This is a genomic window from Aliivibrio sp. S10_S31, assembly GCF_014694495.1.
Lineage (GTDB): Bacteria > Pseudomonadota > Gammaproteobacteria > Enterobacterales > Vibrionaceae > Aliivibrio > Aliivibrio fischeri.
The window spans coordinates 38,403-54,473 of the sequence record NZ_JAAUWR010000023.1; the positions used below are offsets into that span (position 1 = coordinate 38,403).

Here is a 16,071-nt window from a genome sequence, read left to right on the forward strand (position 1 = left end):
CGAATTGCATGGGCTTTTTCTTTTTTTATTGATAGGTATGAATACGTTATGGCAATTCATCTGGTTATTATTGACGCTCTTAATCTTATTCGTCGCGTTCACTCAGCTCAACCTAACCAAGATGATATCCAAGCGGTTATCACTACCACCACTCGTACTATTAATAAAATATTAAAAGAAACAGAGCCAACTCATATCATTGCGGTATTTGATCATCATCTTCAAGATCGAGGATGGCGTGCAGAAATTCTTCCTCAATATAAAGAAGACAGAAAGCCCATGCCTGAAGCATTACAGAAAGGCATGGATGATATCCAAGAAGCATGGTGGAAACTAGGCATTGATTCACTGCTTTCTGATGGTGATGAAGCGGATGACTTAGTTGCAACCCTAGCTAATAAAGTAGCGGTGCATAATGAACAAGTTACGATTATTTCTACCGATAAAGGCTACTGTCAGTTGCTCTCTCCTACTTTACGTATTCGAGATTATTTCCAACATCGCTGGTTAGATGCTCCTTTTGTAGAAAAAGAGTTTGGGTTAAAGCCTGAACAATTGGCTGATTACTGGGGATTAGCTGGGATCAGTTCAAGCAAAATTACGGGGATTCCGGGAGTCGGTCCAAAAGCAGCCTTAGAAATTCTAACTCAATTCCCAACGATTGAGGCCGCGAACGAGTCTCAAGATCTTCCTAAAAAATACCGTAAGAAGTTTGATGAACATTACGAAACCGCTATTTTATGTCGTCAGGTTGCGGGGTTAAGAACGGATATTGAGCTTGGGTTTAATTTGCAAGATATACGATATGAGAAAGGGACTAGGGACTAGGGACTAGGGACTAGGGACTAGGGACTACCAAGTATAATGAATATAGTGTGCTTTTCTGCAAAAGAAAGATGGCTATATTTGATGTGGTTACCAAAACGATGACAAACAGTTTTTTTTGCGCCAAAGCACACCATATTCAACATCGTATCTAAATAATCTCAACACAGATAACCATTGTTGAAGTTCAATAAAAACGCCCGCTGATTATCAACATCAGCGGGCGTTTTTTATTTCTCACTAGTTTAGATTACATCAATATTTGTATAACGAAATATTAATGTGGAGAAATGTTTGAAATCGCTTGGATATGAACAGTGATTTCTTCACGGTCATGATATAAATGCTTAGCTTGAAGCTTGTATTGGAAACCGTTTTTCTTCAAGAAATCTTTTAGGTTTTCAATATCTTGAAGAACCTCATCATAACGACCTTTCATTGGTAATTTAAGGTTAAATAGCGCTTCTTTTGCCCAACCTTTAATTAGCCATTCACCCATAAGGTGTGCAACACGAGCAGGTTTCTCAACCATGTCACAAATTAACCATGTTACGTTCTTTCTTGGTGGTTCAAATTTAAAACCATCAACCATGTGGTGTTTTACTTGGCCTGTATCCATTAAGCTTTGAGCCATCATGCCATTATCAATCGCATGAACAAACATAGAACGCTTAACCAATTGGTAAGTCCAACCACCAGGACATGCACCTAAATCAACACCCCACATGCCTGATGCTAAACGATCATCCCACTCTTCTTTTGGAATAAATACGTGAAACGCTTCTTCCAATTTCAATGTTGAACGACTTGGCGCATCAGCAGGGAATTTCAAACGAGGAATACCCATAAAGAACTGAGAGTTATTATTTGTGTAAGAGTAACCTACGTAACAGTGACCCGGAGCAATAAAGCAAATATGCAAAACAGGGATTCGATTTGAATCTCTTTCTGTTAGCATTTTCTTTCCACGTAAAGCCTGACGCATTGGTACAGTAAATTTACGACAGAATTTTAATAATTCTTTTGCTTCGTTAGTATCTGGCGTTTCAATACGAATATCACCACAACAAGGCACATCTTCAACTTCAGATAGCGCATCTAAAATTGGAGAAATACGATCATCTTTTGGTAAATCACTAACTTCAACTGCAACCGCAAACATTTGACGAGCAAAAATTAGCTCATTAAATTTAATTTCACGAATTAATCGGTCTGCATCGCCTTCCTGATAGCATTCAAATAACACATAACCCGTATTATTTTTTAGGCGAGGGAAACCAAACACTTCTAGTTGAGTGGCTTTATCTTGGATCTCACCTGCACACTCTTTTTCAAAACCAGAGCGACAATAGAACATTACTTGTTTCACTTTGAAACCTCAGTCAAACGATAAGTTGAAATAGCCAGTATTAACCAGCCAATAATAAAACAGAATCCACCTAATGGCGTTATTGGTCCAAACCATTTAACACCAGTGAATACTAACGCATATAAACTACCACTAAAGAAAAGCATCCCAATGGTAAATAGCAAAGCCGCGTATGATACCCCTTTTGAAAATGAATTTCTCAACAAAATTCCACATCCAAATAAAGCAAGGGTATGCCACATTTGATATTGAACTGCAGTTTCATATACATCAAGTAGATAAGGAGATAAAACCGCTTTTAAACCATGAGCACCAAATGCCCCTAGTCCAACAGTTAATGCTCCACTCATACTCGCAATCAATAAACATAAGCGACTATTCATCATCCACAATCTCTTGTTCGCTACGAGCTTTACTTAAAATCCACTCTCTAAACGTAGCAATACGACCGGTATCAGCCTGTTTTTCATTACATACAAGATAGAAAGCATTCTTACTCACTAATACTTCTTCAAATGGAGCAACCAAACGACCCGCATCTAATTCAGGTTGAGCTAATACGTTATTACCTAACGCAATACCTTGCCCATGAGCAGCAGCTTGTAACACCATAGTCGAGTGACTAAAAATAGGTCCTTGGTTTACATTCATGCCAGCTAATTCGTAATGCTTAACGAACTGCTTCCAGTCTTTACGAGAAGTATCATGCAATAACGTATGAAAACGTAAATCATCAATGGTTGCTAATGGTTTTTCATTCAGTAGCACTTGAGGTGAACATAATGGCAATAACTGCTCTTGATATAACAGTTCAACTCGCAGACCCGGCCAATTACCTCGACCATAATAGATAGCAACATCCACATCTTCGGTTAATGAACCTTCATCCATATCAACGGCTTTAATACGAACATCAATATCTGGTTCTTGGTTATTAAAATCCGATAATCTTGGTACCAACCATTGAATAGCAAAACTTGGCGGTAAACTAATAGTTAGTGCCCCTTTGGCACTTCTTTCCAATACTTTATCTGTTGCTTCAGATAAAGAAGAGAAGATTTCTTTAATGTCTAAAAAGTAGCTCTGTCCCTCTTCTGTTAATAACAAAGAGCGATTTCGGCGTCGAAAAAGTTTAAGACCAAGAAACTCTTCTAATGCTTTGATTTGGTGGCTAACTGCCGCTTGTGTAACAAATAATTCTTCTGCTGCACGCGTGAAGCTTAAGTGCCTGGCTGCCGCTTCAAACACACGTAAAGAATTTAAAGGTGGTAATCTTCGAGACATAAGAACTCACATTTTGAACCATTAGTTTTTTTAATGCCAAGTATTATAATTTGTCCATTGTCGAACTACCAGATAAAACCTAATATTAGCCCCGTAGTTTAGAGGTAAGACATATATTCCTCCCTGAATATTTTTCCCCTCTCTCTAAACTGCAATGTTGTGTTTGCATATTGGCTCGACTGTTAGAGCCCGATCATTGATATCAACTTATTGATACCAATGCTCAATATTTCCTGTGTTTTTGACCTATGGTTAAAAAAGATTAGTTAGCACCGTTTAATACGGTGCTTTTTTTTGCCTGTAATTTTGACTTACGCACCATAAATCCGCATCATTCTCCTGTTTGCTAACCCAATGAAGAAAATTCTTATGACTGCATTTAATGTTGAACTTGTTCGCTCTCAATTCCCAGCTCTATTACAAGAAGTAAATGAGCAACCTATTGCGTATTTTGATAGTGCGGCAACCACACAAAAACCATTAGCTGTATTAAATGCAATTCAAGATTATTATCAAAAAAGTAACGCTAATGTGCATCGTGGCAGTCATAGCCTAACTGCCTCTGCTACGCTTCAATTTGAACAAGCCAGAGAAACGGTTCAACACTTCATTAATGCGAAAAGCAGTAAGGAAATAATTTGGACTCGTGGTGCCACAGAAGCCATTAATTTAATCGCTCAAACTTATGCTCGTAATACATTACAAGTTAATGATGAAATTTTAGTGAGTGAATTAGAACACCACGCGAATATTGTTCCTTGGCAAATTGTTGCAGAACAAACCGGAGCAAAAATCATTAAAATCCCAATGAAGTCAAATTGCACATTAGATATGGATGCATTTGAGTCATTGGTAACCAAAAACACCAAAATTGTTGCCGTTGCTCAAGTAACCAACGTGACAGGAACACAAAACCCTGTTGAAGAAATCATTAACATTGCACACAGCGTTGGGGCGATTGTTGTTGTTGATGGCGCTCAAGGGATTGTTCATCATGCGATTGATGTTCAAGCAATGAATGCCGACTTCTATGTTTGCTCTGGTCATAAATTATTTGCACCTGCTGGGATCGGTGCTCTATATGGTAAACAACACTTACTTGAGTCCATGCCTGTATGGCACGGGGGTGGTAAAATGGTTGAGAAAGTGTCGTTTGAAAAAACCACATTTGCAGAACTTCCAGGAAAGTTTGAAGCAGGTACACCTAATGTTGCCGGAGCGATTGCTTTTGCCACAGCCATTAACTGGGTTAAGCAATTTGCCCATGATGATCTAAATGCTCATATTAATGAACTTCGTCAAATGGCGATTGATGGAATCAAAGATATTGAGGACTTACGCTTTATTGGATTACAAGATAACGCCAGCCTATTCTCTTTTGTTATTGATGGCGTCCATCACCAAGATATCGCTACGCTATTAGATCAACAAGGCATCGCTGTACGCTCTGGTAATCACTGTGCTCACCCTATGCTAGATGCTCTAGGGCTTACAGGTACTGTACGTGTTTCATTTGCCTTGTATAATACAAAACAAGATGTTCAACGTTTTATCGACGCGCTAAACAAAGCCGCAGATATGCTATAAGCTCAAATTTAAGGTATTCATTTATGTCCACTTTCCCATCATCGCCTTTTGGTTTTGACATTACTCACTCGACAGTACTTGATTTAATGAGTAACGCTAAAGGTTGGGAAGACCGCTACCGTAACGTAATTCAATTAGGTAAAAAACTGCCTAACATGCCTGAAGAACTACAACAGGAAAACGTGACGATCTCTGGTTGTGAAAGTAAAGTATGGTTACAACATCAAGTCATTGATGGCGTTTATTTCTTCTGCGCAGACTCTGATGCAAGAATTGTTCGTGGGCTTATCGCATTAGTCATGGCGGCAGTTAATAATAAAACCGCAGAAGAGATTAAGGCTTTCGACATGGATGGGTACTTTGCTCAATTGGGGTTAATTGAACATTTAAGCCCATCACGTGGTAATGGGCTTAAGGCGATCATTGAAACGATCAACGGCTTAATTTAAAGCAGGAACGAGAACACTTCCCTTCAAGGAACTAGGTACGAGAAAGACTTTTACTCGTACCTTAATTCTAATCCCTAGTCCCTACTTACTATGTTTCTCAATCAACTTCTCTACAATTCTCGACACTGCCACAAACCCAAACGTCGCCGTTACCACCGTAGCAGCACCAAAACCACTCGCACAATCCATACGCTTAGGACCTTCAGCAGTTGCTTTAGTTGCACATACTGAACCATCAGCTTGTGGGTATTTCAAATGCTCAGTTGAGTACACACAATCAATACCAAACTTACGTTTAGGGTTCTTAGTAAAATTATGGTGACGACGCAGCGTATCACGTAGCTTCTTAGCTAATGGATCTTGAATCGTCTTAGTTAAATCTGTGATTTGAATTTGAGTCGGATCCGTTTGACCACCTGCACCACCAGTCGTAATCACTTTAATCTTATTGCTCTTACAATAAGCCAGTAATGCCGCTTTAGGTTTCATGCTATCAATGGCATCAAGTACGTAATCAAACTCTTTAGAGATGTATTCAGATAGATTTTCAGGGGTAATGAAATCATCGATTAAATTAATCTTACACTCAGGGTTAATTAATTTAATGCGCTCAGCCATGACTTCAATTTTGCTTTGACCAATCGTACCTGTCATCGCATGAATTTGACGGTTAATATTCGTCACACATACGTCATCCATATCGATTAACGTAATTTCACCTAAACCAGTACGTACTAGCGCCTCTACAGCCCAAGAACCCACACCACCAATACCAACTACACATACATGAGCTGCACGCATAATTTCTACTTCACTATTACCATACAAACGGCGAGTGCCACCAAAACGTTGGTCATAACTTTCAGAAGCAGGAGTGGTTAATTCGCGCATGGGGTTACCTTACTCAAAAACAAAAAAAGAGCACGATTTATACGCACTCTTTTTTAGAAGATCAAGTGTTAAGCGATACAAGCGGCCAACACATTATTTTGATTTAGGCATTTCCCAAGGATTTTCAGTTTCAGTATCCTGCAAACCCAATTTCCACACTCGACCAAAATGCTTAAAGTGGCCCGCAGCAATACCTGCTTCTGTTCCCATTCCATAATATTGATCTAAATGGTTTTCTTTAACTGCACCACCCGTATCTAAAGCAAGTAATACTTTAAGTACGTGCTTCCCTGTCCACTTACCGTCTTTATCTAATTGAGGGACTTCAGCAAGGATTGGGGTTCCCATAGGCAATAAAGTACGATCAGCAGCTACAGCGGCACCAGCATGCAATGGTATACCCGCGGTACCTAAAACATGATGCGCTTCTTTTGGTGAGAAAAAGACATAAGAAGGGTTTGTCTCTAACAATTCACGAACCGTTGCTTCATCGTTTTTCGCAACCCATTCTTTGATTGCTTTTAAAGACATATCTTTACGCTCAACTTCACCACGCTCTATCAGAATGCGGCCAATACTTACGTAAGGATGATTATTTTTCCCACCATAGGCAAAATACTCAAGTTTGTCATCATCACCAAAATGGACAAAGCCACTGCCTTGCACTTCCATGATAAACGGGTCAATCATGTTATCAGCATAACCTAACTCAAGTCCTAATCCTGCTAATGCTCCCGCGTTAATTTCTGCACGAGTTGGACAATCTGAACCACAATCAGGCTTATCATATACTGGGTATTTAAACGTTTCGTTCGGCGTATGACGCATCTCAATTACTGGAGAAAAGTAACCGGTAAACATCACGTTACCTTTTTTATCACCACCACCCATCTGAGCAAATTGAATACCGTAGTTCGACAACTCTGCAGGGTTTGAACTTTCATCAATCCATTTTTGTAATTGAACATAAAGTTCTTCATAACGTAATGACATTGATTCAGAACGCTCTAAAACTTCTGCACTCTGTTTTTTGAAAGCACTAAAATCTGAAGGCTTATCTGAATTAATTTCGCCAACTTTATTCAAGTTACTACTAAACCCACCATCCAGATACTGCTGAGCACGATCTGTTGGTTGATCAGCACACCCAGCTAATCCAAGAAGAACACACACAAAAGATAATTTACGAAACACAATAAAGCCTTATTGAGAAATAATGCGGCAAGGATGACAAACAAATTCAGAGAGGGCAATTATTTAGAGTGCAATAAATGTAAGAAAAGGATAATTTTGACAAACTTTGACATTACAGAGAAAAGCTATTCGAGATAAAAGACTATCTCGAATAGAAAATAAGCAGATAAATTAATACTTCAACAGATAATTACTGTTTACGAAAACTGGATTTATAATGAGCAGGCTTAATGCGTAAAAGCTGTTCGCCATCTTCATCTTCAACTTGATACACGTATTCAGTATCGCCATGCATATAACTTAGTATTGTGCCGTCAAAGTCATATTGTGTATTAATTAGACGGCCATGAGTATATATACCAGCAGAACTGATAGTAAAGCTATCCTGTGCATAGCTCGGGACGCCTAATTCAACCCAATTACCATATAATTGTGTTGATGGCATTTTAGCAAACATACCCGCTCGATACATTGCTGCAATTGTCCCAGCAACAAGACCAACCGCAACAAGTCCTATTAATACCAATAATCGAACTTTTCTTTTTTGTAACTCTTTTTCTTGGGCTTGACTCATCACTACGCCTAATAAAAACCATTGATATATAAGCTTATCGGCATTTATTTTAAATATTAAGAAAAAGTTATGTGACCTTCTACTAAATACTTGCGCAAATTAAAATAAATAGTCACAATAAGTGAATAAGTATTTATCATGGAAGATATATCGTGAAGTTTCGTAGTACTGCTTTAGTTAAGGGATTCCGTCAATCCGCACCTTACGTCAACGCTCATAGAGATAAAACCGTTGTCATTATGCTTGGTGGAGAAGCGATTGCAGATCCTAACTTCGCTAATATAGTTAATGATATTGCCCTTCTCAACTCATTAGGATTACGAATTGTCATCGTCTATGGCACTCGCCCACAAATGCGTTCATTACTAAAACAGACAGAGCATCACGCTCCTTTCCATAAAGGTATACGCATTACTGATGAGCAAACACTAGAGCTAGTAAAGCAAATAGCTGGACAGTTACAACTCGACATCACCGCTCGCCTCTCAATGAGTTTAAACAACACCCCAATGGCAGGAGCACAAATTAACGTTATCAGCGGCAATTTTGTTATTGCTCAACCTCTAGGTGTTGATGATGGTATTGATTATTGCCACAGTGGACGTGTCCGTCGAATCGATACCCAAGGGATCAATCGAATGTTAGATCAACAATCTATTGTTCTACTTGGCCCTGTTGCGAGTTCTGTTACCGGCGAATGTTTTAATCTTTTATCAGAAGATGTCGCCACTCAGTTAGCTATCCGCTTAAATGCCGACAAGCTCATTGGTTTCTGTTCAGAGCAAGGTGTCCTTAATGAAAAAGGACAGATTTTAGCGGAATTATTTCCAAGTGAAGCTGAAGAGATCCTTCAACGTCTTGAAAAAGAATTAACACCAGAAAACGGAAAACTCACGGGCACAATGCGCTTTTTAAAAGGAGCGATATCTGCATGTAAAGCTGGGGTTCCTCGTAGTCATTTAATTAGCTACAAAGAAGATGGCGCATTAATCCAAGAGCTATTTTCTTTTGATGGTATTGGTACTCAAGTAGTAATGGCGAGCTCTGAACAAGTTCGTGATGCTGAAATTGATGACATTGGTGGCATATTAGATTTAATCCGCCCATTAGAAGAGGAAGGCATTTTAGTTCGCCGCTCTCGTGAACAGTTAGAACAAGAAATTGCACAATTTACGATTATTGAAAAAGATGGGTTGGTCATAGCATGCGCCGCTTTATACCCTTTCCCTGAAGAAGGCATAGCAGAAATGGGCTGTGTTGCTGTTCATCCTGATTATCGAGATGGCGATCGCGGTGTTATTTTATTAAATCGTTTACGCGCAAAAGCAAAACAATACAAATTATCCCAGCTGTTTGTTCTCACCACTCGCAGTCTTCATTGGTTTAGAGAGCAAGGTTTTATTGAGGTAGATGTTTCACACTTACCGATGAAAAAACAGAAACTGTATAACTTTCAGAGAAAATCAAAAATTCTTGTTTTAAAAGGATTATAAAAAAGGCCGCAGAAGGAAATCCCTTTGCGGCCTATTTGTTCTTACTGAATAACTTAAACTATCCAACGTTGAGATTAACGGCTAATGACCGGCACTTTTTGATAATAAATTAACCACAAGAACACCAGACAAAATTAAGCCAATCCCAATGATCCCTGCAAGATCTAACTTCTGTCCGTAAGCAAAATATCCAATAGCGGCAACAAGGACGATACCGGCACCACTCCAGATTGCGTAAACAATACCAACAGGCATACTTTTTACGGTTACAGACAGCAAAAAGAAAGCAATACCATAGCCAACAGCCACAATTAAACTTGGTGTCAATTTAGTAAATTGCTCGGTTTTAGGAATGAATGAGGTTGCAATCACTTCTGAAATAATCGCAATAATAAGAGCCATCGCAGGCGGCATTGAAACAAGTAATTTAAACATATAACAGTAAAACTCTAGATCAGAACCAACCACTAATCATCTAATTAACATGGTTGGTAAAAATAGAATATCCGACATTCCTTCCGAATTTTAGAGCCGCAATTATAGGCATTTTTAACTCTTTGGCTAGACTCAAAAACAGTAAATAACTATTACAAAGATGAAATAATAGAGTGACCGACTTCTAAAAGTTAATCACTCTCATATTATTTAATTCATTAGTGATACTAACCCACTGTTTCTCTGAGTTTTAACCATAACACCTCGAGCCACTACTTTTTCTGTTGCGAACAGATCGAGTTTTTTCTTCGCACGAGTCACACCTGTATAAATTAACTCACGGGTTAAGATTGGGCTAAACTCTGCGGGTAGCGCCAATACTGTATGTTCAAATTCAGAGCCCTGAGATTTATGGATCGTCATGGCATAAACGGTTTCATGCTCAGGTAACTGGCTTGGTAACACACCACGAATCGAACCATCTGGCATATCAAAATAAACACGTAAACGCTGATCAACAGGATCTGGCATCGCAATACCAATATCACCGTTATACAAACCGACACCATAATCATTTTGCGTTACCATAACAGGGCGACCCGAATACCAAATTTCATCACCATGAGGGATTAAATCAGACTTTTTCAACGCTTTTTCAATACGTTGATTTAATCCAACCACACCAAAATCCCCTTCGCGCATCGCACATAATAATTGAATTTGGCTAAATGCTTTCAGTACGATTTCAGGTTTATCACCTGCGTGAATATGGCCTAAGTAACTGCGATAACCATTGACCATCATAGTAATCATTGCATTGTAACTATCATTACTTAAATCATGAAAACGAATATCTGAGAACCCTTTGGCCCATACAGCTTCTACTTTAAATTTACTGCCTTCATTTATAGCTTTGGCAAGCTGGCCTATGCCTGAACGCGCATCAAAACGGTAACTCTTTTGCAGCATACATAAGCTATCTGCAACCGCATTATTATGTGATTGTGCCGATAGATTAAAGCCAGTTAGTTGAGATAATTGCTGAGCTTGATTCTGACTGTAACCCATTTTGGTAAACTGACAAATATCACCTAACACCGCTCCCGCTTCAACCGAAGCTAGTTGATCTTTATCGCCCAATAAAATAACACGAGCGTGTTCAGGTACCGCATCGAGTAGTCGGGCCATCATAGGCAAATCGACCATAGACGCTTCATCCACCACCAATACATCAAGATGTAACGGGTTGGATTTGTTATGACGAAAATCCACTTGATTAGGAATATAGCCAAGCAGTCGATGCAGTGTACTCGCATCAGTCGGGATCGCTTCTTTCACTTCTGGTGCTAAACCAATGGATTGTACCGCCTGACCAATGGACTCAGTCAAACGCGCCGCGGCTTTACCCGTTGGCGCAACCAGTTTAATCGCTATGTTTTTATTATCCTGCTGAGCTTGCGTCACTAAGGAGGCCAAAAGCTTAGTTACTGTGGTTGTTTTACCCGTACCTGGACCACCAGAAATAACAGAAAATCGACGAGTTAACGCCACAGCTGCCGCGACTTTTTGCCAATTCACACAATGGTTATTTGGAATTAATTGCTCTAACGTTTCGAGTTCTGACGATTTGGTCGCGGCTAATAACACCGCATCAATCGCCTGCCAATCAAGATCATCTGATTGAACAACATCAAGCATATCGCACACTAATTGTTGGCGAGAAACTTGATTGTTATTCTCTAATTTTTTTAATGCTGAAAATAAAAAATGATACTGACGAGCAAACAACTCATCCAATGTATTCGATAGCTGAGGATTTACCGCCACACTTTGCGCCGCTTTAGTAATACGGTTAGACACACGTTGCTCAAATGCCCAGTAGCGTTGTAAATACAAGCGAGTACCATCAAAAGCTAAAGGCTTGGCTTCTGTACCATTTGATACTGTAGAAGCAGTGGTTAACTCCGAAATCCAGAGGCTTTTTTCTGGAACTAATTCTAATAACGCATCACGATACTTTGCTGGGAGAGTAAAAAGATCGCCCTGTTCTATCTGCTCAATATCAATACAGACGTGACCTTTTCCTAACTCATGACTTGTAATCGCAGACAACAGCATGATGAGATTTTTATCGCTATTTTTTTCTTGTTGAGCGATAAATTTAGCAAATTGAAGATCCAATGGGCGAAGTACACCATGAGCCATTAAGTGTTGTAATTGCTTAAGCATCAACTGTTTCTCCATCTACCAATTTCTCTAACTCTTCTAACAAAGCTTTGCTCGATTTTGAATAAAATACCCCATTAGAATTTGCATCATGTCCTTCATGTGTATCTTCAACACCACGCAAGAAAATATAATACGCACCACCAAAGTGGGTATCGTAATCATAATCAGAAATACGACTTTTCAAGAATCGATGAAGCGCTAAAGCATATAACTGGTATTGGAAGTCATAACGATGATCTCGCATTGCCTCAACTAAGGCATCGCCAGCGTAACATTCTGGAGAGTCTCCTAGATGATTTGATTTCCAATCGAGAACGTAATATTTGCCCTCATGCTCAAACACTAAATCGATAAAGCCTTTAAGCATGCCACTAACGGTAGAGAAACCCAATTCCCCCGCTCTCGCAGACACTTCATCATGCTTCGCTATGGTTTTATTTACTAAACTTGAGTTCAGTAATTTAATAGGAAGTAAAAACTCCATTTCGACTAAACGTTGAGTTGGACCTTTGCTTGCTAAACGTAAGTTCTCACCATCGAGTGGACAATCTAACACTCGTTGCATCATGTTTTGAACGACTTCTAACCATTCTGCATCGTAATTTTCTTTCTCTAGTAGCTTAATGATGATTTGCGTATTTTCTTCACTGGTGATGGGCTGAGTAAATTCAACCTCTTCAAACAATGAATGTAAAAACGTACCCGCTCTCGCTCCACGAGGGAAAGTAAAGATGGTTCGCTCTGGCTCTAAATCCAACTCTTTATCGTCTTTATCTTCTGCTGAATCGATATCTAAATTAATGAGCTCTAATGAAGCATCATTATGGTGATTGCCTTGCTTTACCAATCCAGAATAACTGGTCATCCACCAATTACTTTTCACAGGTTCAATTAACTTATTAGCGTGCAGTTCAATATGCTTATCTTGAACCTCTTGATACAGCTCATCGGTGATGATTTGAGGTGATTGGATCACCATAGGCGAATTGCCTGCAATCAACTTTTCAAGACACGCTTGTAGTTCTTCAACATTACATTCATCGGCTTGCTGGATTAGATAACCTAAACCTGATAGATGCACACCCGTTGGTGGCTTTTTCGAGATGCCTTTGGTGATAGGCGCGATGCCGATATAACAAGCATAAACCGCACGAGTCAGCGCTACATAAATCAAACGTAAGTCTTCAGCTAAACGCTCTTTTTCTGCCTTCTCAACGGAATCGTCTTCTTTTAATAAATCCAACACCGAGTAACGGTTGGCTTCATCATAAAAACTGACCTCACCTTTTTTGTCTATCGCACGATATGAGCAAACAAAAGGCAAAAAGACTAAGTCATATTCCAACCCTTTAGATTTATGAATAGTGACAATTTGCACCAAGTTACGCTCTGATTCTAAACGTACCGTCTGCTCTTCTGAATCCCCATTAGGCTCTGAAATAGACTCAGACAACCAACGTAATAAACCATAATCACTGTCTAAAGTTTGACTGGTTTGTTGCAGTAATTCGCCGATATGCAATAAATCAGTCAGTTGACGTTCACCGCCATTTTCAGCTAATAAACGCTCTGAAATACCTTGCTGAGTAATGATTTGATGCAACATAGGCATAATGCCACGTTGTTGCCAATGCTTACGATAGGCACGAAACTCATTAACTGCTTGCTCCCACTGCATTTCATCGACATTAAACTGGTGCAATTGATCCGCGGTATAAGCAAATAATGACGATGCTAATGCTGAACGAACCGCTCTTGCATCTGTCGGCATCATGGCCGCTTGCAATAAACGCAATACATCTTTAGCTAATGGAGAAGAAAATACGCTATCACGGTTAGATAAATAAACACTCGCAATGCCTTGTTTTGATAAGGCTTCACGAACTAATTTACCTTCTTTACCAGTACGAACTAGAACTGCAATATCACCCGCTTTGATGGCTTGTTTTTTCTCACCGTTTTGTAAATACGCCGAGCCTTGTTGCGCCCCAGTCAAAATAGTTTGAATTTGTGCGGCAGTTGATTCTGCCATCACACGCTGATAACTGGTTTTATTTACTGGATTGCCATCTTTACTCTCTTGCAACCAGAATGTCATGGCTGGCTGAGTTTGATTATCTAACGCCCATGATTTTTGCTCAGCATTAACAGGGTTATATTTAACCGGATAAAATGGAATATCATCATCGTACAAAAAAGGCTGTTTGCCATGTTCAAAAATACGGTTCACTGACGACACCATATCTGCCGTTGAGCGCCAGTTAGTATCCAAGGTGTAATGATCCACCACTTGGCGACGAGCTTGAATATAAGTAAAAATATCCGCACCACGGAAGGCGTAAATCGCTTGTTTTGGATCGCCAATCATAAATAAACCACATTGTGGCTGATCTTGATAAAGCGTACTAAAAATCGAATATTGCAGCGGATCGGTATCTTGGAATTCGTCGATCAACGCCACAGGGTATTGTTCACGGATCTTTTCTAACAATAAGGCGTTATCTTGATTTTCTGTGGCTTGAGATAATTGAGTCAGCAAATCATCAAACGATAACCAATTCTTTTGCTCTTTCGCTTGCTGCAAAGTTTTACGACATTGATGAATCGCCAATGATAGTAGTGGCTGTTTGATCTCTAATGGTTGAGCTAGAAAATCATCAATGAGTTTAAATACGGCGTGTTCCGGCGCTTCGCTCTTTTTGGTTTTTTCAATTAATAATTCTTGAGAAAACTTTTCTAGCTTATCGTGTACTTGCAATGAGGTAGTTGGGTTATTGGCCCACGATGACACTTGCTCTAACCAATTCGGTAAATTCTTTTTGGTGTAGCTGCGTTTATCAACACCAGAGCCTGCAATTAACGCCTCAAAATCGGAGCAATGTTCTGACCACTGTTTTTTTAATTCATCAATACGAGCAATGCCTTGCTGACAAAACTCTTCTAATGAATTTTCTAACGGCTCTACGGTTAAATGCTTTGGGACACCAGTAAGACTATTGCCCATATCACCTAATAATGCCGATGGGCTTGACCAACAGCCATAAACACTTTCAGCCACCATTTTTGGTAGATGATAAAAACTGCGACGCCAAAAATCCGCAGCCACTTGATGCATTAATTTCGCTTGGTCGGTAACAAACTCACTCTCAAATTGCGCACCAGATTCAAAGGCATTTTGAGTTAACATACGTTGACAAAAACCATGAATGGTAAAAATTGAGGCTTCATCCATGCTGCGTTCGGCATTCAACAGGATCTGTGCCGCTGACTTATGATCACCAATGGATGCCAACAGTGGATCAATAACCGGATCACCACTCTTATAATCATTATTATGAACAGCACGAGCAAACGCTAAACGAGCATCATGTATTTTTGCTCGGATACGCTCTCTCAACTCAGCCGTTGCCGCTTCTGTAAAAGTTACTACCAATATTCTATCTACGGTTAATTCTTCACTATGACGGCTATTTTCCTCGCCATGTCCCAGCAATAAACGTAAATACAAACTGGCAATGGTAAATGTTTTACCAGTACCGGCTGAAGCTTCAATTAAACGTGTCCCATGTAAAGGAAACGTCATTGCATTCAATTGATTTGGAGCTGCGATTGTCGTCATCAAACATCACCGTTTTAAACATCAACATCCTGTTTTTACAAGATATTTATGTGATCCATATCGTAGTTCATCAGAAACTAAGATAATAAAAATAATAAAGCTATCAATGTGAGATCTTTCTC

The 16,071-nt window shown here is 39.4% G+C and carries 13 protein-coding genes; 4 read left to right on the forward strand and 9 right to left on the reverse strand.

Annotation, left to right across the window (positions count from 1 at the left end; genetic code table 11):
- The first annotated feature begins 48 nt into the window (after positions 1 to 48).
- Positions 49 to 828: a flap endonuclease Xni gene (xni, locus tag HC728_RS17045; protein WP_190395796.1), complete on the forward strand. Its 780-nt coding sequence runs from the start codon at positions 49 to 51 to the stop codon at positions 826 to 828.
- Positions 829 to 1,102: 274 nt separating this feature from the next.
- Here xni and rlmM read toward each other — a convergent pair whose 3' ends face one another.
- From rlmM to HC728_RS17060, 3 genes are read right to left on the reverse strand one after another with little or no spacing between them, the layout of a single operon-like run.
- Complete coding sequence (gene rlmM, locus HC728_RS17050) at positions 1,103 to 2,194, reverse strand: 23S rRNA (cytidine(2498)-2'-O)-methyltransferase RlmM (RefSeq protein ID WP_017019840.1); 1,092 nt, start codon at positions 2,192 to 2,194, stop codon at positions 1,103 to 1,105.
- Positions 2,191 to 2,577, reverse strand: a complete 387-nt coding sequence (locus HC728_RS17055; RefSeq protein ID WP_012534127.1) for a DUF423 domain-containing protein — start codon at positions 2,575 to 2,577, stop codon at positions 2,191 to 2,193. Before HC728_RS17055 ends, rlmM begins: the two co-directional genes overlap by 4 nt.
- Positions 2,570 to 3,478: a transcriptional regulator GcvA gene (locus tag HC728_RS17060; RefSeq protein ID WP_005417875.1), complete on the reverse strand. Its 909-nt coding sequence runs from the start codon at positions 3,476 to 3,478 to the stop codon at positions 2,570 to 2,572. The genes HC728_RS17055 and HC728_RS17060 overlap by 8 nt, the downstream gene beginning before the upstream one ends.
- Before the next feature lie 369 nt (positions 3,479 to 3,847).
- Here HC728_RS17060 and HC728_RS17065 point away from each other — a divergent pair, with 369 nt between their 5' ends.
- Entirely contained in the window at positions 3,848 to 5,065 is a 1,218-nt protein-coding gene (locus tag HC728_RS17065; protein ID WP_190395797.1) for an aminotransferase class V-fold PLP-dependent enzyme, read from the forward strand.
- Positions 5,066 to 5,088: 23 nt separating this feature from the next.
- Positions 5,089 to 5,514 carry a cysteine desulfurase sulfur acceptor subunit CsdE gene (gene csdE, locus HC728_RS17070; protein WP_190395798.1) on the forward strand — a complete coding sequence of 142 codons (426 nt, stop codon included), beginning with the start codon at positions 5,089 to 5,091 and terminating at the stop codon, positions 5,512 to 5,514.
- A gap of 81 nt (positions 5,515 to 5,595) precedes the next feature.
- On the opposite strand, the gene tcdA is transcribed toward csdE, so the two are convergent.
- The 3 genes from tcdA to HC728_RS17085 form a co-directional block, all read right to left on the reverse strand.
- Positions 5,596 to 6,405, reverse strand: coding sequence for a tRNA cyclic N6-threonylcarbamoyladenosine(37) synthase TcdA (gene tcdA, locus HC728_RS17075; protein ID WP_005417869.1), 810 nt, complete (start codon positions 6,403 to 6,405; stop codon positions 5,596 to 5,598).
- A 93-nt stretch (positions 6,406 to 6,498) separates the two neighbouring features.
- Positions 6,499 to 7,599 (reverse strand): murein transglycosylase A, encoded by a 1,101-nt coding sequence (gene mltA, locus HC728_RS17080; protein WP_005417868.1) that lies wholly within the window; start codon positions 7,597 to 7,599, stop codon positions 6,499 to 6,501.
- A gap of 190 nt (positions 7,600 to 7,789) precedes the next feature.
- Complete coding sequence (locus tag HC728_RS17085; protein ID WP_005417866.1) at positions 7,790 to 8,173, reverse strand: DUF2850 domain-containing protein; 384 nt, start codon at positions 8,171 to 8,173, stop codon at positions 7,790 to 7,792.
- Positions 8,174 to 8,325: 152 nt separating this feature from the next.
- Between HC728_RS17085 and argA the strand changes: the two genes are divergently transcribed.
- Positions 8,326 to 9,666, forward strand: coding sequence for an amino-acid N-acetyltransferase (gene argA / locus HC728_RS17090; RefSeq protein WP_190395799.1), 1,341 nt, complete (start codon positions 8,326 to 8,328; stop codon positions 9,664 to 9,666).
- 81 nt (positions 9,667 to 9,747) lie between these two features.
- On the opposite strand, the gene HC728_RS17095 is transcribed toward argA, so the two are convergent.
- The 3 genes from HC728_RS17095 to recB form a co-directional block, all read right to left on the reverse strand.
- Positions 9,748 to 10,080: a multidrug efflux SMR transporter gene (locus HC728_RS17095; RefSeq protein WP_065640143.1), complete on the reverse strand. Its 333-nt coding sequence runs from the start codon at positions 10,078 to 10,080 to the stop codon at positions 9,748 to 9,750.
- Positions 10,081 to 10,311: 231 nt separating this feature from the next.
- Positions 10,312 to 12,330, reverse strand: a complete 2,019-nt coding sequence (gene recD / locus HC728_RS17100; RefSeq protein WP_065640137.1) for an exodeoxyribonuclease V subunit alpha — start codon at positions 12,328 to 12,330, stop codon at positions 10,312 to 10,314.
- Positions 12,323 to 15,949 carry an exodeoxyribonuclease V subunit beta gene (gene recB, locus HC728_RS17105; protein ID WP_190395800.1) on the reverse strand — a complete coding sequence of 1,209 codons (3,627 nt, stop codon included), beginning with the start codon at positions 15,947 to 15,949 and terminating at the stop codon, positions 12,323 to 12,325. The genes recD and recB overlap by 8 nt, the downstream gene beginning before the upstream one ends.
- Positions 15,950 to 16,071 lie beyond the last annotated feature (122 nt).